This is a genomic window from uncultured Microbacterium sp. (assembly GCF_963528945.1).
Taxonomy (GTDB): domain Bacteria; phylum Actinomycetota; class Actinomycetes; order Actinomycetales; family Microbacteriaceae; genus Microbacterium.
The window spans coordinates 171,182-191,865 of sequence record NZ_CAURWX010000003.1 but is presented as its reverse complement, the minus strand read 5'-3'; the positions used below and the strand labels follow the sequence as shown (position 1 = coordinate 191,865).

At 71.4% G+C, this 20,684-nt stretch carries 19 protein-coding genes; 14 read left to right on the top strand and 5 right to left on the bottom strand.

Annotated features, from left to right (window positions below; translation table 11 throughout):
• Nucleotides 1-65: 65 nt before the first annotated feature.
• The 9 genes from RWS82_RS10825 (at nt 66) to RWS82_RS10785 (ending at nt 10,837) form a co-directional block, all read left to right on the top strand.
• Nucleotides 66-626 (top strand): acyl-CoA thioesterase, encoded by a 561-nt coding sequence (locus RWS82_RS10825; RefSeq protein ID WP_314649982.1) that lies wholly within the window; start codon nt 66-68, stop codon nt 624-626.
• A gap of 240 nt (nt 627-866) precedes the next feature.
• On the top strand, nt 867-1,430 hold the full coding sequence (locus tag RWS82_RS10820; protein ID WP_314649979.1) for a hypothetical protein: 564 nt from the start codon (nt 867-869) through the stop codon (nt 1,428-1,430).
• 186 nt (nt 1,431-1,616) lie between these two features.
• Nucleotides 1,617-5,291, top strand: coding sequence for a bifunctional proline dehydrogenase/L-glutamate gamma-semialdehyde dehydrogenase (locus tag RWS82_RS10815; protein ID WP_314649977.1), 3,675 nt, complete (start codon nt 1,617-1,619; stop codon nt 5,289-5,291).
• Between the two features lie 188 nt (nt 5,292-5,479).
• Nucleotides 5,480-5,917, top strand: a complete 438-nt coding sequence (locus tag RWS82_RS10810; protein ID WP_314649975.1) for a hypothetical protein — start codon at nt 5,480-5,482, stop codon at nt 5,915-5,917.
• Nucleotides 5,917-6,132: a helix-turn-helix transcriptional regulator gene (locus tag RWS82_RS10805; protein WP_314649973.1), complete on the top strand. Its 216-nt coding sequence runs from the start codon at nt 5,917-5,919 to the stop codon at nt 6,130-6,132. The genes RWS82_RS10810 and RWS82_RS10805 overlap by 1 nt, the downstream gene beginning before the upstream one ends.
• Nucleotide 6,133: 1 nt before the next feature.
• Entirely contained in the window at nt 6,134-7,150 is a 1,017-nt protein-coding gene (locus tag RWS82_RS10800; protein ID WP_314649970.1) for an NAD(P)-dependent alcohol dehydrogenase, read from the top strand.
• Between the two features lie 303 nt (nt 7,151-7,453).
• Nucleotides 7,454-8,332 carry a dimethylargininase gene (gene ddaH, locus RWS82_RS10795; protein ID WP_314649968.1) on the top strand — a complete coding sequence of 293 codons (879 nt, stop codon included), beginning with the start codon at nt 7,454-7,456 and terminating at the stop codon, nt 8,330-8,332.
• Between the two features lie 14 nt (nt 8,333-8,346).
• The gene (gene rocD, locus RWS82_RS10790; protein ID WP_314650639.1) at nt 8,347-9,585 is read left to right on the top strand and encodes an ornithine--oxo-acid transaminase; all 1,239 of its coding nucleotides are present in this window, start codon (nt 8,347-8,349) and stop codon (nt 9,583-9,585) included.
• Between the two features lie 58 nt (nt 9,586-9,643).
• Complete coding sequence (locus RWS82_RS10785; RefSeq protein WP_314649966.1) at nt 9,644-10,837, top strand: hypothetical protein; 1,194 nt, start codon at nt 9,644-9,646, stop codon at nt 10,835-10,837.
• Nucleotides 10,838-10,962: 125 nt separating this feature from the next.
• On the opposite strand, the gene RWS82_RS10780 is transcribed toward RWS82_RS10785, so the two are convergent.
• The 3 genes from RWS82_RS10780 to RWS82_RS10770 all read right to left on the bottom strand — a co-directional run bounded on the left by RWS82_RS10780 (nt 10,963) and on the right by RWS82_RS10770 (nt 13,365).
• A complete protein-coding gene (locus RWS82_RS10780) occupies nt 10,963-11,340 on the bottom strand; it encodes a hypothetical protein (RefSeq protein WP_314649962.1) in 378 nt (125 codons plus the stop codon).
• Nucleotides 11,341-11,587: 247 nt separating this feature from the next.
• Nucleotides 11,588-12,919: an MFS transporter gene (locus RWS82_RS10775; RefSeq protein WP_314649959.1), complete on the bottom strand. Its 1,332-nt coding sequence runs from the start codon at nt 12,917-12,919 to the stop codon at nt 11,588-11,590.
• Between the two features lie 5 nt (nt 12,920-12,924).
• Nucleotides 12,925-13,365: a MarR family transcriptional regulator gene (locus RWS82_RS10770; RefSeq protein ID WP_314649957.1), complete on the bottom strand. Its 441-nt coding sequence runs from the start codon at nt 13,363-13,365 to the stop codon at nt 12,925-12,927.
• Nucleotides 13,366-13,423: 58 nt separating this feature from the next.
• Here RWS82_RS10770 and RWS82_RS10765 point away from each other — a divergent pair, with 58 nt between their 5' ends.
• The 4 genes from RWS82_RS10765 to RWS82_RS10750 all read left to right on the top strand — a co-directional run bounded on the left by RWS82_RS10765 (nt 13,424) and on the right by RWS82_RS10750 (nt 17,391).
• Nucleotides 13,424-14,161, top strand: coding sequence for a copper homeostasis protein CutC (locus RWS82_RS10765; RefSeq protein WP_314649955.1), 738 nt, complete (start codon nt 13,424-13,426; stop codon nt 14,159-14,161).
• Nucleotides 14,162-14,216: 55 nt separating this feature from the next.
• Nucleotides 14,217-15,071: an alpha/beta fold hydrolase gene (locus RWS82_RS10760; RefSeq protein WP_314649952.1), complete on the top strand. Its 855-nt coding sequence runs from the start codon at nt 14,217-14,219 to the stop codon at nt 15,069-15,071.
• Nucleotides 15,072-15,211: 140 nt separating this feature from the next.
• Entirely contained in the window at nt 15,212-16,261 is a 1,050-nt protein-coding gene (locus RWS82_RS10755; protein ID WP_314649950.1) for a biotin/lipoate A/B protein ligase family protein, read from the top strand.
• Between the two features lie 122 nt (nt 16,262-16,383).
• Nucleotides 16,384-17,391 (top strand): site-specific DNA-methyltransferase, encoded by a 1,008-nt coding sequence (locus tag RWS82_RS10750; protein WP_314650637.1) that lies wholly within the window; start codon nt 16,384-16,386, stop codon nt 17,389-17,391.
• Between the two features lie 44 nt (nt 17,392-17,435).
• On the opposite strand, the gene RWS82_RS10745 is transcribed toward RWS82_RS10750, so the two are convergent.
• Together RWS82_RS10745 and RWS82_RS10740 are read right to left on the bottom strand one after the other, a co-directional pair.
• On the bottom strand, nt 17,436-18,839 hold the full coding sequence (locus RWS82_RS10745) for an FAD-dependent oxidoreductase (protein ID WP_314649947.1): 1,404 nt from the start codon (nt 18,837-18,839) through the stop codon (nt 17,436-17,438).
• Between the two features lie 22 nt (nt 18,840-18,861).
• Nucleotides 18,862-19,326 (bottom strand): Lrp/AsnC family transcriptional regulator, encoded by a 465-nt coding sequence (locus tag RWS82_RS10740; RefSeq protein WP_314649943.1) that lies wholly within the window; start codon nt 19,324-19,326, stop codon nt 18,862-18,864.
• Between the two features lie 208 nt (nt 19,327-19,534).
• Here RWS82_RS10740 and RWS82_RS10735 point away from each other — a divergent pair, with 208 nt between their 5' ends.
• Nucleotides 19,535-20,683: an ROK family transcriptional regulator gene (locus RWS82_RS10735; protein WP_314649941.1), complete on the top strand. Its 1,149-nt coding sequence runs from the start codon at nt 19,535-19,537 to the stop codon at nt 20,681-20,683.
• Nucleotide 20,684: the final 1 nt, after the last annotated feature.

The following is a 20,684-nucleotide window of genomic DNA, read 5'->3' as shown; positions in this document are numbered from 1 at the left end:
TCGGCGATGGAGGATTCCGACAACGATGTGGGCAGATCGTGCGCCGAAGAATACGATCGATCCTCGTGAACGTGATCTGGCGCACCCTCCTCGTCATCCTCCGGGCCCGCACCCGCGTGCGCCGCGGCAAGGCGCTCGACCCGACGGCGGTGGCGAGCATCCGCCTGACGACCCTGCCGACCGACATCGACATCCTGCGGCACATGAACAACGGCCGCTACCTGTCGCTCTTCGACCTGGGGCGGTGGGACCTGCTCATCCGCACCGGCCTGTTCGACGCGATGAACGACCGCGGCTGGTACGCGGTCGTGTCGAGCGAGACCATCACCTTCCGCAAGTCGCTGCAGCTCTGGCAGCGGTTCGAGGTGCAGTCGCGGTTCATCGGGCACGACGACAAGGCGCTGTTCCTCGAACACCGGGCCGTGGTGAAGGGCGAGGTGTACGCGCGGGCGATCATCCGGGCGCGCATGCTGCGCCGCACCGGCGGTACCGTTCCGAACGAAGAGCTGTTCGCGGCCGTCGGCAAACCCGAGGGTGTGCCCGAGATCGACGCGTGGGTGCACGACTGGGCTGCGGCCTCTTCCCTGCCGCCCGTGCGGCAGCCCGCGCCCAGCATCTGGAACTGAGCCCGTCTGGCCTCTGTTTTCCCCTGGTGGTGCGGTATATCAATACGCCTCGCACAACTTCGGAGCGAGGCCTCGACACGCCGCGCCGCAGCGCCCTATCGTGGCGTGTCGGCGGGCGATATCCGAAGTCGTGCGCCACAGCGGAGACGCCCTGCTCCGGTCGATGCCCTGACAGACCGAACCCCAGAGCCGGAGCGTCGTCCGCCCGATGCCGTCTGGCGACGGCGAGGGGGGAGTGTCATGACCGAGTGGCTCAGTCGACCGGCGCGCGACGGCGGGTCCACGCGGGCGCAGGCGGAGACGCGGGTGCAGGCGGGGGAGCGGATGCCCGGTGGAGAACGAGTGCCCGCCGCGGGGCGGGTGGCCGGCCGCGAGCGGATGCCGTGGACGATGGTCCTCGCGCTCCTCATCTCCGCGGTTTCGGTGGGGGCGTGGGTCGCGGGCGGCCTGTTGGTGATCGTCGCTCCCCAACGAGCGCTGGTGACGGGCGGTGTTCTCCCGGTGTGGGTCGTCGGGGTCGCGGCGGGGGTGGTGGCCAATGCGGCGGTCGTCGTCGGCGGCATCCGTCGGAGGGCGTGGACGCGATGGATCGTCACGATGCAGGCGCTCGTGATGATCGTGCTGCTCTCGGCTGCGGAGCAGGGAGGCTGGGCCGTCGCCGGCACTCTGCTGCTCGCGGTCCAGTGCGTGCTCATCACCATGCCGTCGGCCAACGACTGGTTCGCCCCGCGGCTCCCCCCGCGCACAACTTCGGAACCCGCCCCGCGCACAACTTCGGAGCGCGCCCCGGGACACCCCGGTTGAGGCATCCGTCCCCCGGCGCGGCGCGCCGTGACTCCGAAGTTGTGCGGGCGGGAGGGGTGCGTGGCGCGCCGCGACTCCGAAGTTGTGCGGGCGGGAGGGGGCAATCGGGTGCGGGCCCAGAGCGCGGGGGGACGGGCGTGGCGCGCCGACGGGGCCGCGCGGGGGCGCGGTCCTAGGGTGAGAGGCATGGCAGAGTCGTCGTCTCCCGCTCCGGATGCCGCGGCATCCGCCCCCCTCGCCGACCGGGCCGTCGAGCTCGCGCGCCGCTGGGTGATCGAGGCGGCGGCGGCCGAGGTCGACCCCGCGGCAGCGCGGCTCGCCGGAGTGCTGCGCGACGAGAACGGCCTGCCCTTCACCCTCGGATTCGTCGACGGCGTGATGCGCCCCGAGAGCCTCGGTGCCGCGGCATCCCGCCTGCATCGCCTCGCCCCGATCGTGCCCGACTTCCTGCCCTGGTACCTGAAGGGCGCGGTCAAGCTCGGCGGCGGTATCGCCCCGGTGCTGCCCGCCCCCACGGTGCCCATCGCACGCCGCGTGCTGCGCGAGATGGTGGGGCACCTCGTCATCGACGCCCGCCCCGCGAAGCTCGGGCCGGCGATCGAGCGCATCCGCGAGTCGGGCGCGCGGCTCAACCTGAACCTGCTCGGCGAGGCGGTTCTCGGTGAGGCCGAGGCGCGGCGCCGGCTCGACGGCATCCACGACCTCATCCGCCGCCCCGACGTCGACTACGTGTCGGTGAAGGTGTCGGCCGTGGTCAGCCACATCTCGATGTGGGCGTTCGACGCGGTCGTCGATCGGGTCGTCGAGCGGCTGCTGCCGCTCTACCTCACGGCGGCGGACAACGGCACCTTCATCAACCTCGACATGGAGGAGTACCGCGACCTCGACCTGACGATCGCGGTGTTCACGCGCATCCTCGAAGATCCGCGCCTGGCCGCACTCCACGCCGGCATCGTGCTGCAGGCGTATCTGCCCGACGCCCTGCCTGCGCTGCAGGAGCTCACGGCGTGGTCGCGCGACCGGGTCGCCCACGGGGGCGCGCCCATCAAGGTGCGTCTCGTGAAGGGCGCGAACCTCGCCATGGAGCGCGTCGAGGCGACGATGCACGGCTGGACCCCCGCGACCTACGACACGAAGCTCGACACCGACGCCAACTACCTGCGCTGCCTCGACTGGGCGCTGCGGCCGGAGAACACGGACGCCGTACGCCTCGGCGTCGCGGGGCACAACCTGTTCGGCATCGCCTACGCCTGGCTGCTCGCGGGTGAGCGCGGGGTGCGCGAGCACGTCGAATTCGAGATGCTGCTCGGCATGGCGCAGGGGCAGGTGCAGGCGGTCTCGAGTGAGGTCGGCCCTGTTCTGCTGTACGTCCCGGTCGTCGCGCCCGCCGAGTTCGACGTGGCGATCAGCTACCTCGTGCGTCGGCTCGAGGAGAACGCGTCGAGCGACAACTTCCTCTCGGCCGCGTTCCGGTTGGGGGAGGACGAGACGCTGTTCGTGCGCGAGCAGGACCGTTTCCTCGACGCCCTGGAGCGCTCGACCGACCCGAACCTCGCGACCGGACCGCGGCGCGCGCAGGACCGTTCGGCGCCCGCTCACGAGTCGGTCCGTCCTCTGCCCGCCGCGCCGCTGCCGGAAGCCGACCTCACCAAAGCGGTGCTGGGCATCTCGCGAAGCTCCGACGAGGCATCCGGCTTCGACGGCGAGGCGTTCCTCGAGACCGCGGTGTACTCCTCGCGTGAGGTCGTGGACCCGGCGGGCGGTGCCCCGGGGTTCGTCAACACGGCCGACAGCGACCCCGCCCTGCCCGCGAATCGCGAGTGGGCGGCCGGCATCCGTGCGCGCATCGCGGGGTCGACCGCCGGTGACGACGTGCTCGCCGCGGCGCGGATCGACGAGGCGGATGCCCTCGACCGCGTCGTCGTCGGAGTCGGTGCCGCGGCATCGGGGTGGGGCACGCGCCCCGCGGTCGATCGGTCGGAGGTGCTCATGCGGGTCGCCGCCGCGTTGGAGGCGTCGCGCGGCGAGCTGATCGAGGTCGCCGCATCCGAGACCGGCAAGGTGCTCGCCGAGGCCGACGTCGAGGTGAGCGAGGCCGTCGACTTCGCGCGCTACTACGCGGCGAAGGCCCGCGAGCTCGACGCGATCGCGGGGGCGTCGTTCGTGCCGGCATCCGTCACCGTGGTCGCCCCGCCGTGGAACTTCCCGCTCGCCATCCCGGCCGGCGGCGTGCTGGCTGCGCTCGCCGCGGGATCGGGTGTCGTGTTCAAGCCGGCCCCGCAGGCGCGCCGGTGCGCGGCCGTGATCGCCGACATTCTCTGGCGGGCCGGTGTACCGCGAGATGTGCTCGCCCTCGTCGACATCGACGAAGGCGACCTCGGGCAGCGGCTCCTCACCCATGACGCCGTCGACCGGGTCATCCTCACCGGCTCGTGGGACACGGCGGCTCTGTTCCGATCGTGGCGCCCCGACCTGCCGCTGCTCGCTGAGACGAGCGGCAAGAACGCGATCGTCATCATGCCCTCGGCCGACCTCGACCTCGCCGTCGCCGACCTCGTGAAGAGCGCGTTCGGTCACGCGGGGCAGAAGTGCTCGGCGGCGTCGCTCGCGATCGTCGTCGGATCCGTCGGGCGGTCGCAGCGGTTCGCGCGACAGCTGGCGGATGCGGTGCGCTCGCTGCACGTCGGCTTCCCCACCGACCCGCTCGCCGAGGTCGGGCCGGTGATCGAGAAGCCGCAGGGGAAGCTGGCCTGGGCGCTCACCGAGCTGGAGGGCGACGAGAAGTGGCTCGTCGAGCCGGCGCTGTCGCCCGACGACGACGGCAGCGGGCGGCTGTGGCGCCCGGGCGTGCGCGTGGGGGTGCGTGCGGGGTCGCGGTACCACCTCGAGGAGTTCTTCGGCCCCGTGCTCGGGGTCATGTACGCACCGTCGCTCGACGCGGCGATCGAGATGCAGAACGCGGTCGATTACGGGCTGACCGCCGGGTTGCACACCCAGGACCCCGACGACCTCGCGGTGTGGCTCGACCGCGTGCAGGCCGGCAATCTCTACGTCAACCGCGGCATCACCGGAGCGATCGTGCAGCGGCAGCCGTTCGGCGGGTGGAAGCGCTCGTCGGTGGGCGCGGGGGCGAAGGCCGGCGGCCCGAACTATCTGCTGGGGCTGGGGTCGTGGCGGTCGCTTCCCGGGTCGACCCCGTCGAGCACCCTGCACCTGCGCGGGCTCGACTCGCGCATCACCGCGCTGATCGAGTCGGCGCAGCCGTCGCTCGGCTTCGAGGCGTTCGAGTGGCTGCGCAAGTCGGCGCTCTCGGATGCCCTCGCCTGGGACCGCGAGTTCGGCCAGGTGCGCGACGTGTCGCGGTTGGGCGTGGAGCGCAATCTGTTCCGCTACCGGCCGGTGACGGTCGAGCTGCGGGCGACGGCGGATGCTCCGCTGCAGGAGGTGCTGCGCACGGTGCTCGCCGCCGTGCGGGCCGGGGCGCGCTTCGTCCTCTCGCTGCCGACCGGGCTGCCGGCCGCGGTGCGGCACTCGCTCGGTGATCTCGACGCGGCGGTGTTCGTGGAGACGGATGAGGAGTGGTTGACGCGCGTGCGTGGGCGCGACGTCGGGGTCGAGGGGTCGGAGGTGCCTGCGACGCGGGCCTCGCGCATCCGTCTGATCGGATCGCGGCCCGCGGTCGCGGCGGCGCACGAGGCGCTCGCCCGTGCGGTCGACGGCGACCCCGACCTCGCGGTCTACGACGGCGAGGTGACCTCGGCCGGCCGCATCGAACTGCTGCCGTTCGTGCACGAGCAGGCGATCTCGATCACCGCCCACCGCTTCGGCAATCCCGATCCGGTGTTCGCCGACGTCATCTGAGGGTGCGCGGCCCGCCCCGCGAGATCTCGCAGATCTGCAAGATCTCGCAGGGGATCGACGGATGCGGTGCGCGAAAGTGCAGATCTGCGAAGGTGTGCGGGCGATGCATCCGCGGCATGTAAATAATTCTTGACACTCCGATCTGCCCGGCCGTACCCTCATGTCAAGAATCCTTTACATGGAGGTGCGTGGTGGTCTACGAAGAGCGCAATGCGTGGGCGGGGCTCATCGTCAGCGTGATCGTCATCCCCGCGTACGTCGTGCTCGTGCTGCAGCAGGCCGCATCCCGGCCGATCGAGAGCGTCGACTGGTTCCCGCTCATGCTGTGGAGCATCGGGCTCGGCATCGTGGCCACGATCATCCTCAGCATCCTGTGGGGGCTGATCGCCCACCGGCGCGACCCCGAGAACACGGGCCGCAGCGACATCCGCGACCGCGACATCAGCCGCATGGGCAGCCGTGTCCAGCAGGCGTTCGTCGTGATCGCGGGACTCGGAGTGATCGTCCTCTGCGCCCTCGGCGCCGACGTCTTCTGGATCGCGAACACCATGTTCGCCGGCTTCGCGGTCTCGGCCGTCGTCGGCGGCGTCGCCCGGGTCATCGCCTACCGCCGGGGACTCGTGTGATGGTCAAGCCCACGCTCGTGTCGAACAGCATCCGCACGCACCGCGAGGCCGCCGGCCTCACGCAGGCCGAGCTCGCCCGCACGATCGGCGTCACCCGGCAGACCCTCATCGCGATCGAGCAGCAGAAGTACTCGCCCACGCTCGAGCTCGCCTTCCAGATCTCCCGCGCGTTCGGTGTGGGACTCGACGACGTGTTCCAGTACCCGGAGGCCTGACATGAGCGAGACCCTGCCGACGACCATGCGCGCGTGGCGACGGAAGACGTACGGTCCGGCCGAAGGAGTGCAGGAAGAGCGGATGCCCGTGCCGACCCCCGGCCCCGGCGAGGTGCTCCTGCGCATCGAGGCGACGGCTCTGAACGCCGGCGACGTGCGGCTGATGCTCGGCGACCCGCTTCTCGTGCGACCGGTGTTCGGTCTCACCCGGCCGAAGCAGCCCATCCGCGGGATGGACGTGGCGGGCGTCGTGGTTGCGGCGGGGGAGGGGGTGACGGATGCCCCGCTCGGCGCATCCGTCGTCGTCGAGCTGCCGGGCGGGGGAGGGTTGGCCGAGTATGCGGTCGCTCCCGCCGATCGCATCGTCGTCCGTCCTGACTCGGTCGGAGCGGCAGCGGCCGCGTGCATCCCGATCGCCGGGGGCACCGCGTGGCAGGCGCTCGACGCCGCGGGCATCCGCTCGGGCGGTGCGGAGGCGCCGGGAAGACGGGTGCTGGTGCTCGGCGCATCCGGGGGTGTGGGCACGTTCGCCGTGCAGCTCGCGGCGATGCGCAGCACCGAGGTGTGGGCGACGTGCGGGGCGCGCAACGGCGCGCTCGTCGAAGAGCTCGGCGCGGTACGGGTGCTCGACCACCGCAGCTCGCCGCTCTCGGAACTCCCCGAGGGGCACTTCGATGCGGTGATCGATGTCGCCGGCGGCGTGCCGATCCGTGTGCTGCAGCGGCTCGTGCGCGACGGCGGTCGCGTCGTGCTGGTGACCGGGAACGGCGGGTACGTGCTCGGACCGCTCCCACGGATGATCGCCGCGGCGGTGCTCTCGATCGGGTCGAAGCGGCCGGTGCGTCCGATCGCGGCGACGCCGAAGCCGGAGATCGTGCGCGAGCTGCTCGCCCTCTTCGAGGCGCGAGCGCTGCAACCCGTGATCGAGCGCGCGTACCCGTTCGCCGAGGCATCCGCTGCCCTCGCCCACGTCGCCGCCGGCCACACCGTCGGCAAGGTCGTCGTCGCCGCCCCCTGACCCGGCCTCGCCCCTCGCCTCGCCCCCTCCCCCTCGCTGCTCCCGTCTCATTTTCTGTCGCTCGCGGGCCGCCGGAGCGACAGAAAGTGCGACGGGAAGCGGAGGGGGAGGACGGGCGATCGATACGAGACGCGAATCAGCGGGGGAACCCGGCGCTCTGGCGTCGCGCGACCCGCGGGTGGCACAATGGACGCGGCGTGCCCGAGTCGCATCTTCCCCGCCACCTCCCGCGAGAGGAGCAGGTCGAAGGACCGCCGGGCCCCTGGACAGCGTCCGCCGCACCCGTTCATTCGAGGAGCATCCATGTCGACGCCTGAAGCCGCCGTCACGTCCGCCCCCGCGCGCACCGCGCACCACCGCCGCTACCTGATGTGCCGCCCCGAGCACTTCACGGTCAACTACTCCATCAATCCGTGGATGGAGCCGAGCCGCCCGACCGACACCGCCAACGCGGTCGCGCAGTGGCAGAAGCTGTACGACCTGTACCTCGAGCTGGGCCACGAGGTCGAGCTCATTGAGCCGCTCGCCGGCTACCCCGACATGGTCTACACGGCCAACGGCGGATTCCTCATCGACGGTCGCGCCTACGTGCCCGAGTTCCGCTTCGTCGAGCGTCAGGGCGAAGCCCCCGCGTTCGCCGACTGGTTCCGTGCGAACGGCTACGACACCGTCATGCCGCAGGAGGTCAACGAGGGAGAGGGCGACTTCCTGCTCGTCGGCGATGTGATCCTCGCCGGCACCGGGTTCCGCTCGACCGGTGACAGCCACCGCGAGGTGGGCGAGGTCTTCGGGCGCGAGGTCGTCTCGCTCAACCTCACCGACCCGCGTTTCTACCACCTCGACACGGCCATCGCGGTGCTCGACCCGGTGCAGGGCGTCGAGAACGGCGGCCCCGAGCGCGCCAACATCGCGTACCTGCCGGGCGCGTTCGACGACGAGAGCCGTGCGATCCTCGAGGAGCGCTTCCCCGACGCGATCCTCGTGTCCGACGAGGACGGCGCCGTGTTCGGCCTCAACTCGGCCAGCGACGGCTACAACGTCATCATCTCGCCGCGCGCGAAGGGCTTCGAGAAGCAGCTTCGTGAGCGCGGCTACAACCCGATCACCGTCGACCTCTCCGAGCTGCTGCTCGGCGGCGGCGGCATCAAGTGCTGCACGCTCGAGCTGCGGGGTGCGAAGTGACGGCGGTGGATGCCGTGACCGGCGCCGAGGGAGTCGACGGCGTCGCGGGCCTCGAGCCCGTCGACGAGAAGCAGGCGCACGCCGAACCGCACGTCGCGCACAACTACCACCCGCTGCCCGTGATGATCGCCCGCGGTGAGGGCGCCTGGGTCACCGATGTCGAGGGCAAGCGCTACCTCGACCTACTCGCGGCGTACTCGGCCGTGAACTTCGGGCACCGGCATCCGGCTCTCGTGGCCGCGCTCACCGAGCAGCTCGGCCGGGTGACGCTCGTCAGCCGCGCGTTCATGAGCGACCGCATGGAGCCGTTCGCCGCCGCCCTGGCGCAGCTCGCCGGTAAAGACCTGGTGCTGCCGATGAACACCGGCGCCGAGGCGGTCGAGACGGGCATCAAGGTCGCTCGCGCCTGGGGATACCGCGTGAAGGGCATCGCCGAGGGCCGCGCGCGCATCGTCGTCGCGGCGGGCAACTTCCACGGCCGCACGACGACGATCGTCAGCTTCAGCGACGACGACCAGGCGCGCGACGGCTTCGGCCCGTACACGCCCGGTTTCGACGTGGTGCCGTACGGAGATGCGGATGCCATCGCCGCAGCGATCACCGACGACACCGCCGCGGTGCTCGTCGAGCCCATCCAGGGCGAGGCCGGGGTCATCATCCCGCCGGAGGGTTATCTGCGGCGCATCCGCGAGATCTGCGACGAGAAGAACGTGCTGTTCGTCGCCGACGAGATCCAGGCGGGTCTCGGCCGCGTGGGCGAGACGTTCGCCTGCGACCGCGAGGGCGTCGTGCCCGACCTCTACCTGCTCGGCAAGGCCCTCGGCGGCGGCGTGCTGCCCGTCTCGGCCGTCGTCGGCAACGAGGACGTGCTGGGCGTCATCCGCCCCGGCGAGCACGGGTCGACGTTCGGCGGCAACCCGCTCGCTTCGGCGGTGGGTCTGCGGGTCGTCGAGATGCTGCAGACGGGCGAGTTCCAGGAGCGCGCCCGCGCTCTCGGCGCCCACCTCGCCGAGAAGCTCGAGCCGCTCATCGGCCACGGCGTGACCGAGGTGCGGATCGCCGGCCTGTGGGCGGGTGTCGACATCGACCCCGCGAAGGGCACCGGCCGCGAGATCGCCGAGAAGCTCCTCGACCGCGGCGTGCTCGTGAAGGACACCCACGGCCAGACCATCCGCATCGCTCCGCCGCTCGTGATCCGGGCGACCGAGCTCGACTGGGCGGTCGAGCAGCTGAAGGTCGTGCTGGGCGTATAGCGCCACGGCATCCGATCCCCCTCCGTCCGCTCGCTAGGCTGGCGGCGGAGGGGGAGTCATGGCATATCAGAATCCGGAATCGGTGGCGGCCGGGGCGCCGCCCTGGCAGCTGCCCCAGCCGCAGCCGAAGGCGCGCCCTGCGGGGATCCAAGGGTTCGTCTGGGCGGTCTGGCCCTGGATGAACTGGATCCTGCCGACGTTCTTCGTGCTGCACGGCTTCCTCGGCGTCGGCGGATGGGGCACGCTCCTGCTGCTCTTCTCCTCGCCGATCTTCATCCCCGCCGCCGGCCTGCTCGGAGCCCTGCCGCGCTTCCTCCTCCGCAAGCGCGGCTATACGACGACACCCGCCCCGATCGTGTCGCTGTTGTTCGTCAACTGGTGGGGGTGGGTCGCCCTCACGCTCACCATGCAGGATGCCGGAGACTCCGGCCCCCTCATGTCACTGCTGCGCAGCATGCTCACCGTGCCGCTGTCGGTCGACTACGAGCAGGGGCTGTACGTCGTCGCGATCTGCGTCGCGATCGCGGCCTGGCTCGCCGTGCTCGTCATCGCGATCGTGCTGCCCCGGGTGACCGCCGCTGCCCCGCCTGCCGAGCCGGCGATGGTCGCCGGACGTCGCGACGAGCGGCCGTGGGTCGTCGTCGCCTGGATCAGCGCGTTCCTCGTTCCCGCCCTGCTCGTGACGGCGGTGGTCGTGGGCGTCGAGGTCACGGCGGCCCAGCCGGATGCCTCGGGCGACACGGTCGCCGAGGTGGAGGCCATGCCGATTGCCGCGCAGGCCGACCGTGCGCTCGAGAACTACGAGCGCACGCAGCAGCGGCTGTCGGAGGTGCGGCAGCTGATCGCCGAGGACGGCTGGCGGCTGCGCGCCGAGGACGGCGAGTGGGTCGGCTCCGTGGGGTTCGGCACGCGCCCGTGGGAGTGCCGGCAAGCCGACGTCGAGTGCTACACCTTCCAGGTGCGGTTCTCGCTCGACCAGGCTCCGGCCGACTTCGACCGCGACCGGTTCGACGACGCGCTGCGCGACGCGGGGTGGATGCCGCCCGAGTACGGCGACGGATGGACGGATGCCGAGGGCTACCGCCTGCGGGTGACCGTGTACCCCGCGAACAACCGCCTGTCGATCGAACTTGAGAGTCCCCAGTGGTGGGGTGACACCTACGAGCTGGGGAACGAGATGGGCAGAATCGATGAGGAGAGCCTCGGGCTCGGTCGGACCTACCGTTACGACGAGTGGCCGCCGCTGGGCTGAGTCTGCTGCTGGCCTGAGGCCGCTCGTGCGAAACACCCCCTGCGTCATGTGCGAGAAGGGGATCACTCGCCGGCGAGGAGGTGTTCGCGCGCCGCTGGGGACGGCGCTCGCCCGGTAGCTGGGGACTACGCGGGCGGGTCTTCCGGGTCGAGGGTCTTCAGCATGTCCTCTTCGGCCGGGTTGTCGGCGTCGAGCTGCGCCGCGGTGGTCGCGTCGCCCCCGAGGTCGGCTTCACGGTCGGGGCCGGCGTCGCCCTGGATGGCACCGCGCGGCGAGTCGCCGTGCGAGCTGTCACCCTGGATCGCGCCGCCCTGCGCTGCGCCCTGGTTGCCGTTGTCGTCGGTGTGGTCTTCGTCGGCGTCGCCCTGGATCGGTCCGCGCGGCGAGTCGCCGTGCGAGCTGTCGCCCTGGATCGCGCCGCCCTGGCCGCTCGTGCCGGGCACGCCGGCGCTTTCGGCGCCCTCGGCCGGGTCCTGCGGGTGCGGAGTGCTGTTGTCGTCCATGCGCGAGAAAATACGCCCGCGCTCTCCCTCCGGTCACCCCGTTGACATCCGCCGCCGCGCCCCCTACTCCCCGCACGCCCCTCCCCGCCCGCCCCGCCCGCCCCTAGTCCCCGCCCCGCCCCGCCCGCCACACCGCGGTGCGGGATCGATATGTCAGGCCCAGGGGCCCGGGAACCCGACATATTGATCCCGCATGGGAGGGAGGGAGGGAGGGAGGGGACGGGGGAGGAGGGAGCCGGGACGAGGGTCAGGGGGTGTCGCGGCGGGGGAGGCGGATGGGGGTGGTGATGGCGGCCTCGTCGCTGAACTCCGCCGGGCTGCGCTCGTCGATCACGCTCACCGGACGCGTCTCGTCGAGGGTCAGGGCGAACCGTCGCCGCTCGTCGCGGTGCACGCGACCGGACGTGAGCATCCAGACGGCGCCGATCGCACAGGCGATGAGCCCCGCCGCGCCGCCCAGCATGATCGCGGCGCGTGGGCCGAAGGCATCCGCCACCCATCCGGCGATCGGAGCGCCCACCGGGGTCGACCCCATGATCACGGCCATGTACAGCGCGAGCACACGCCCGCGCAGGGCGGGGTCGGTGGTGATCTGCACGTAGCCGTTCGCGGTGGTGAGCAGCGTCACCGTCATGAATCCGATGAGCACGAGGGTGACGCCGTAGAGCGCGTACGACGGCATCGCCGACGACAGGAAGGCGGCGACGCCGAAGCCCCCGGCCGCGAAGACGACGACTCGCACGCGTGCCCGGTCGCGCCGCGCAGCGAGCAGCGCGCCGGCGAGCGATCCGATGGCGAGGATCGACGACAGCACACCGTATCCGTCGGCTCCCGCCCCGAACTCGATCGCCATCGTCGACGCGAAGATCGGGAAATTCATGCCGAACGCCCCGATGAGGAACACCGTCACGAACACCACGCGCAGGTCGCTGCGGCCCCACACGTATCGGAACCCGGCGGCGAGACCGCCGCGGCCGCGATGTTTCGGGCGCTTCGCAAGCAGCTGCGCATGAAGCAGGAAGAGCGCCACGATCATCGCCAGGAACGTCGCGGCGTTCACGATGAACACCCACCCCGACCCGATCGCGACGATGAGCAGGCCGCCGACGGCGGGACCGATCATGCGGGCGAGGTTGAACGACGCTGAGTTGAGCGCGACGGCGTTCGACGTGTCGGATGCCGACACCATGTCGGACACGAACGCCTGCCGCGCGGGGGCGTCGAACGCGTTCACCACGCCGAACGCGGCGGCGAAGCAGAGCATGAGGGGGAGGGTCATGACGCCGGAGAGCAGCAGTGTGCCCACCGCGACGGCGAGCAGCAGCAGCGCCCCCTGCGTCGCGAACAGGATGCGGCGTCGGTCGAACCGGTCGGCGACGTAGCCCGTGAGGCTGACGAGCACGAGCGGCGGGCCGAACTGCAGGGCCATCGTGACGCCCATCGCGGTGGCGTCGTTATCGGTGAGCTCGGTGAGCACGACCCAGTCCTGCGCGGTCGCCTGCATCCAGCCGCCCACGTTCGACACGAGCGCACCGGCGAACCAGATGCGGTAGTTGATGTTCGCGAAGGAACGGAACATCGAGCTCATCGGTCGGTCACCCGCCTCATCAGCTCGCTCGCCGCCCGCAGTGTCGAAAGCTCGTCGGCGGTGAAGTCGAGTTCGGCGAGCATGTCGGCCAGCAGCACGTCGCGGCGGCGGATTGTCTCGACGACGACCTCGGCCCCGGCATCCGTGATCTCGACCTGCACGCGCCGGCGGTCGTCGGCGTCGGGAGTGCGGCTGACGTATCCCTGCTCTTCCAGGCCGTTGATCATGTTCGTCATCGACGGCGCGGTCACGCGCTCGCGTTCGGCGAGGGTCGAGATCGTGCGGCGGCCGTGCATGCGCAGGTCGGCGAGAACGGCGAGCTGCGCGTCGCTCATGGCGTCGGCGGCGCGGGCGCAGCGCAGTCGACGGGCGAGTCGGAACGTCGCCAGCCGCAGGTCGGTCGCGGTGAGCTGCAGGGAGTCGTCGGATGCCGTCATCGTTTAGTTAGTCTATCTAAGTAATCGGGTCGGCGGGCTGGACGGGCAGAATGAACGGATGACCCGAACCCCCGTTCTCGAGATCGCCGTGCAGGATGCCGCCGGCGTGCGCATCGCCGGAGAGGTCGGCGCGGCCCGCGTCGAGCTGACCGCGGCCCTCGCCCTCGGCGGGCTCACCCCGTCACCCGCGACGCTGGAGCTCTCGATCGACGAGGCCCGGGGCTGCGGCGTCGAGGTGCACGTGCTCATCCGGCCGCGACCGGGCGGCTTCCACTACACCGGCGACGAGCTCGCCGTGGCCGAGCGCGACGTGCGCCGGGCGATCGAGGCCGGCGCGCACGGCGTGGTGGTGGGCGCCCTCGGCGCCGACGGGCGGCTCGACGCCGACGCCGTGGCACGGCTGCGCGACGCGGCGGGCGGAGCATCCGTCACCCTGCATCGCGCGATCGACATGACCCCCGACCTGCTCGTCACCCTCGCCGCCGCGCACGACCTCGGGCTGCGTCGGGTGCTCACCTCGGGCGGAGCATCCGCCGCGATCGACGGCCTCGGCACCCTGCGGGCGCTCGTCGACGCGGCCGACGGGGCGATCGAGGTCATGGCCGGCAGCGGAGTGGATGCCGCGAGCGCCGTCGCCCTCGCCGGCACCGGCGTCGACGCCCTACACTTCTCGGCCAAGCGCACAGTCCTGGCCGACGGCGGCGTGCGGCTGGGATCGGCCTCCGACGGGGTGGGCGGGCACGAGGTCACTGACCGCGACGCCGCGTTCGCCGTGCGCACCGCGCTGGGTCTGTGAGCGGGCGCGGGCGGGGCCCGATCGGCGGACCGCGCGAATCGGTAGGCTTCCAGGCGTGACGGAGACCCGCGAGTTCACGGATGCCCACGGCATCGCCATCGTCTACGACGTGCACCCCGCCTCGGGCGAGCCGCGCGGTGTGGTGCAGCTGCTGCACGGTGTCGGCGAGCACGCCGGGCGTTACGGCGCGCTGATCGCCGCGCTCACCGACGCCGGGTTCCACGTCTACGCCGACGATCATCGCGGGCACGGGCGCACCGGCATCCGTCAGCACGGCGGACCCGAGAAGCTCGGACGCCTGGGTGTCGGCGGGCTGCGCGCCGCGAAGGAGGCGATCTGGCAGCTCACCGGCATCATCCATGACGAGAATCCCGCGCTGCCTCTCGTGCTGCTCGGACACTCGTGGGGGTCGTTCCTCGCGCAGATTCTGGTGAACGAGCATCCAGAGGCTTACGATGCGGTGATCCTGTCTGGTTCGGCGCTGCGCACGCCGCGGTCACTCAACCCTGCGCCGCTGAACAAGCGGTGGGCCGCCGATGATGCGACCGGCTACGAGTGGCTGAGCCGCGACCCCGAGATCTGGGCGGCCTTCGAGGCCGACCCGCTCACGACGGGGGTGCCGTTGCTGAAGCTCTTCGGACTGCTCGACGCCGCGCGCCTCTACGGCCTCCCGCGTGCCGACCTCGGCCACGACATCCCGGTGCTGCTGCTGGTCGGCCGCGACGACCCGGTGGGCGGGCCGCGCAGCGTGCACCGTCTTGCCGACGCGTATCGTCGACGCTCGGGTCTGACCGACGTCACGACGCTGGTGTACCCCGACGCCCGCCACGAGATCTTCGCCGAGCTGCAGCAGGCCGAGGTGCGCGCCGACACGCTCGCCTGGCTCGACACCCGCTTCCCCCGCCCCTGACCCCGGTTCTCACCCCCACCCCCACCCCCACCGCCCCACCGCGATGCGGGATCGATATGGCAGGTTCAGGGGCCCGGGAGCGTGCCATATCGATCCCGCACCGGGGGGCGAACAGAGGGGGCGGGTCGTAGGCTGGGTGGGTGCACGGAGAATACAAGGTTCCTGGTGGGAAGCTCGTCGTCGTCGACCTCGAGGTCGAGAACGGCGCAATCGCGCAGTTCCGTCTGGCGGGAGACTTCTTCCTCGAACCCGACTCGGCACTCGACGACATCAACGCGGCCGTGAACGGCCTGCCCGTCGAATCGGATGCCTCGACCATCAGCGCGGCCGTGCGATCGGCGTTGCCCGAGGGTGCCCAGCTGCTCGGCTTCACGCCGGAGTCGGTCGGCACGGCGGTGCGCCGGGCGCTCGTCACGGCGCCGGGGTGGCGCGACTTCGACTGGGAGGTCATCCACGACAAGGCCGTGTCGCCGCAGATGAACCTGGCGCTCGACGAGGTGCTCACCTCGCGAGTGGGCGAGGGGCGCCGCCGCCCGACGCTGCGCATCTGGGAGTGGGATGCCTCGGCCGTCGTCATCGGCTCGTTCCAGTCGTATCGCAACGAGGTCGACCCGGAAGGTGCCGCACGTCACGGCTTCGAGGTCGTGCGCCGCATCTCGGGCGGTGGCGCGATGCTCATCCCGCAGGGACAGATCATCACCTACTCGCTGTACGTGCCCGCGTCGCTCGTCGCCGGCATGACGTTCGCCGACTCGTACGCGTTCCTCGACGACTGGGTGCTGCAGGCGCTGCGGTCGCTCGGGATCGACGCGACCTACCGTCCGCTCAACGACATCGCGAGCCCGACCGGCAAGATCGGCGGTGCCGCGCAGAAGCGCCTCGCCAACGGCGGCGTACTGCACCACGCCTCGCTGTCGTACGACATCGACGGTCAGGTGATGACCGAGGTGCTGCGCATCGGGCGCGAGAAGCTGAGCGACAAGGGCACGACGTCGGCCGCGAAGCGCGTCGATCCGCTACGCAGCCAGACCGGGCTCAGCCGCGAGGAGATCATCGACCGGTTCATCGCGACGTTCCGCTCGCTGACCGGAGCGGAAGACAGCACGGTGTCGCCCGACGAGCTCGCCGACGCCGAAGCGCTCATCGAGTCGAAGTTCGCGACGGACGCGTGGCTGCACCGCGTTCCGTGACGCGCGACGAGCCCGCAGACGCGCCAGAAGTCGAAGAGCGGGGCGCGCCGGTTGCGCCGGACGCCTCGGTCGCGCCGGGTGCCTCGGTCGCGCCGGATGCCTCGGTCGCGCCGGCTGTCGCGATCGTCCCGGACGTGTCGGTCGCGCCGGTGCGCCGGGGGTCGGTCTCGATCGTCGAGGGCGACAACCTCGCGGCGGCGCGCGCCCTGCCCGATGCCTCGTTCACGCTGGTCTACCTCGATCCGCCGTTCAACACGGGTCGCACCCGCGAGCGCCAGATCGTCACCGCCCGCCGGGCGACACCAGCTCAGGACGCATCCGACGCTGAGGGGGAATCCGGGCAGGATGCGGCCGCCGTGGACGCGTCGGTCCTGAGTTCCGGTGGGACCGCCGCCGAGGTGGCCCACGGAATCCCGGCCGAACCCGTCGCGGAGACGCCGACGGCCGAGGTGCGTCACGGGTTCCACGGGCACCGGTACGAGCGCGTGCGCGGCATGCTGCGCACCTACGACGACCGCTTCGACGACTACGGCGACTTCCTCATGCCACGGTTGGAGGAGGCCTGGCGCCTGCTCGCCGACGACGGCACGCTCTACCTGCACCTCGACTACCGCGAGGCGCACTATGCGAAGGTCATGCTCGACGCGGTGTTCGGGCGCGACTCGTTCCTCAACGAGCTCATCTGGGCGTACGACTACGGCGCCAAGTCGCGCCGACGCTGGCCCACCAAGCACGACACGATCCTCGTGTACGTGAAGAATCCCCGCACGTATTTCTTCGACTCCGACGAGGTCGACCGTGAGCCCTACATGGCGCCCGGGCTGGTGACGCCCGAGAAGGCGGCGCGCGGCAAGCTCCCCACCGACGTGTGGTGGCACACGATCGTGCCGACGACCGGGCGCGAGAAGACCGGGTACCCGACGCAGAAGCCCGAGGGCATCCTGCGGCGGATCATCCGTGCGTCGAGCCGGCCCGGTGACCGGGTGCTCGACCTCTTCGCCGGCAGCGGCACCACCGGAGCGGTCGCCTCGGCGCTCGGCCGCGACAGCGTGCTCGTCGACGACAACCCCGAGGCCGTCCGGGTGATGCGAGAGCGGATGCCCCACGCCCAGGTCACCCGTCTCGACTGAGCATCCCCCGCCGCGGGCGGGAGAAGATCTCCGTCACCGGCGCCCTACGAGTCGAAGCCCATCCCCAGGGCATCGAGCGTCTTGAGGAACAGGTTGCGGCGCCCGCCGTGGTGGTCGGCGCGGTCCATCGCGGTGCGCACGAGGTTGATGCCGATCGAGGCCGCGGGCTCCGGCGGGAACGGCACGGGGCGCTCCCGCACCATCGCGAGCTCCGTGCGTTCGGTGGGTCGACCGGCGAGCTGGTCGAGCATCACGTCGGCGGCGAACCGGGCCGCCCCCACACCCAGGCCGGTGAACCCGGAGGCGTACGCCACCCGGCCGCGCCGAGCAGTGCCGAAGAAGGCGCAGAAACGGCTCGACGAGTCGATCGCGCCGGCCCATCGATGCGTGAAGCGCAGACCTTCGAGCTGCGGGAACGTCGTGAAGAAGTGCGAGGCGAGCCGGCGGTGGCTCTCCATCCGGTCCTCGTACCGGGGGCGCACCTTCCCGCCGAAGTGGTAGACGGCGTCGTAGCCGCCGAACAGGATGCGGTCGTCGTCGGTGAGCCGGTAGTAGTGGAACTGGTTGGCGCTGTCGGCGAGGCCCTGCCGGCGCGACCAGCCGATCGAGGCGAGCTGTTCGGCGCTGAGCGGCTCGGTCATGAGCACGTAGTCGTAGACCGGGACGGTCATGAGGCGGTTGCGCCGCAGCAGCGAGGGGAAGACGTTGGTGGCGAGGGCGACGGCATCCGCCACCACCCGGCCCTGTTTCGTGACGACCGTGACCGGACCCGACCCGTCACCCTCGAGACCGGTCACGAGGGTGTGCTCGTGGATCTCGACGCCCGACTCCGCGGCGACGCGCGCGAGCTCGAGTCCGAGCTTCGCGGGGTGTACGAGGGCGGTGTCGTCGCGGTCCCAGGCCCCGGCGAGGAAGGTGGGCGAGTGCACCTCGGCCTGCACGGCCTCGCGGTCGAGGAAGCCCTCCTCGTCGCGCAACCACTCGACCTGGTGGGGCTCGACGGCGACGGCGAGCTGTCCGGTGCGGGCGAAGCCGGCATCCATCCCATACCGCTGCACCGTGTCGCCGATCGCGTCGAGGTTCTCACGCCCGAGTCGCGTGAGCACGTCCATCTCGTCAGGCCAGCGGTTCATGCCGTTCTCGTGCCCGTGGGTGAGGCTGGCCTCGCAGAAGCCGCCGTTCCGTCCCGACGCGGCCCACGCCACCCGTGAGGCCTCGAGCAGCACGACGCGTCGATCGGGGTCGCGTTCCTTCGCACGCACCGCGGTCCACAACCCGGCGTACCCGCCGCCGACGATCACGAGGTCGGCGCGCGTCGTTCCCGTCAGGGGAGGGTAGGCGGTGCGGGAGACGTCGTCGAGCCAGAAGACCGCGAAGGCCGTGTCGCGCAGCGAGGCATCGATGACGGATGCCGGGGGCTGATGACGCTCGAAGACGGTGGTTCCCATGGTGGCCTCCTCGGGGAACGCCTCAGCGCGTTCCCCAGTTGTAGAGGTCTTTGTAGAGGCCCGCGTAGAGCAGGCTCTCGGTGTGGACGACGCCCGGGATGGTGCGGATGCGGGTCGAGATGAGGTCGACCAGGTGCTCGTCGCTCTCGCAGATGGCTTCGGCGAGGATGTCGAAGCTGCCGAGGGTCACGACCACGTAGGCGAGCTCAGTGATTCCGGCCAGCGCCTCCGCGATCGTGCGCGGGTCGCCGGTGACGCGGATGCCGATCATCGCCATACGCGGGAAGCCCAGTTGCAGAGGGTCGGTGACGGCGACGATCTGGATGACCCCGGCCTCGGTGAGTCGCTGCACGCGTTGACGCGTCGCGGCCTCGCTGAGTCCGACCTCACGACCGATCTCGGCGTACGGGCGTCGGCCGTCTTCCTGCAGCAGCTCGATGATGCGCTTCGCGATGTCGTCGAGCGCGGGCGTCGGCTTCGTGACCATGTGTCGATCCTGACAGGGCGGCACCGCGAAGGCAACAGATTCCGTCGCTCCGACGCTTATTTTCTGCTGTTTTCGTAGCCCCGGGGTGCGCCTTGTGACACCGCGCGCACCGCACCGCGCACCGACCGTGCGACGCGGACGCGACGGCGCTACCCCCGGCCCGGGCCGTATGGGAAAGTAGAGCGACCGACCGGGGGACAGCCACCTCATGACCAGACCGCTCGCAGGGCCGCAGACACTTCTGCGCGCCATCAACGGCCGCGCAATCCTCGAGTCGCTGGCGAGCGAGGGCCCCCAGACGCGTACTGATCTGATGGCCGCGACCGGTCTGTCGCGCACGGCGGTGTCGCAGGTGCTGCGGATGCTCGAGAGCGCGGGCGCCGTCGCCCCCGCCGGAGTGGAACCGGGAGCACGCGGCCCCGCCGCCGGGCGCGTGGGACTGCACCCCGCGCTGGGCACGGCCGTCGCGGTGCACGTCGACCATCGCAGCGCCCATATCGCCCTCGTCGACGCGACGGGGGCGGTGCGGGCCGAGCGGCACGGCGCCGTCGCGGAACGGGATGACACCGGCCGCCGCGTCGACCGCATCGTCGCGCTGGTCGACGAGTGCCGCGCCGAGGTCGGCGGGCCCGTGCATCTCGCGGTCATCGGAGTGCCCGGCATCGTGTCGGCCGAGGGCATGATCCGCAACGAACAGGGCCCCGACGGTGGGGCGTTCCGCGCCGCGCTGACCGACCGGCTCGGCTGCGCGGTGCGCATCGAGAACGACGTGAACCTCGCCGCCCTCGCCGAGCTCAGCCATGGCGTGGGGGCCGCGCTGTCGAGCTTCGCGCTGCTGTTGATCGACGACGGCCTGGGCGCGGGCATCATCATCGACGGCGCTTTGCATCGCGGGGCATCCGGTGTGGCGGGCGAAGTCACCTACGTGCCGCAGTCGCCGCTGCCGCTCGGCGCCCCGGTGCTCAACGACCAGGTGTACGCCGACCTCGCGCTCGTGAACGGCCGCGACCAGACGCTGCCGCTCCCGGTGCACCTCCGCGCGGCCGCCGAGGGCGACAGGGGAGCGCAGGCGATGGTCGCCGAGATCGGCCGCCGCGTCGCCGTCGTCGCCGGCACCGTCAGCCTCGTGCTCGACCCCGAGGCGTTCGTGCTCAGTGGCTTCGGCACGCACCCGGTGCTCGTCGAAGCGGTGCAGCGCGTCGCCGAGCAGTACGCGCCGCGACTGCCCATGCGCTTCGAGGTGTCGGACTTCGGCCCCGAGGCGCCGCTGCTCGGTGCGATCGGCGAAGCGTCGGCGGCGCTGCGTGCGGCGCTGTTCACCCGCATCCTCTCCCCGGTCGAACGCACCGGGCACTGAA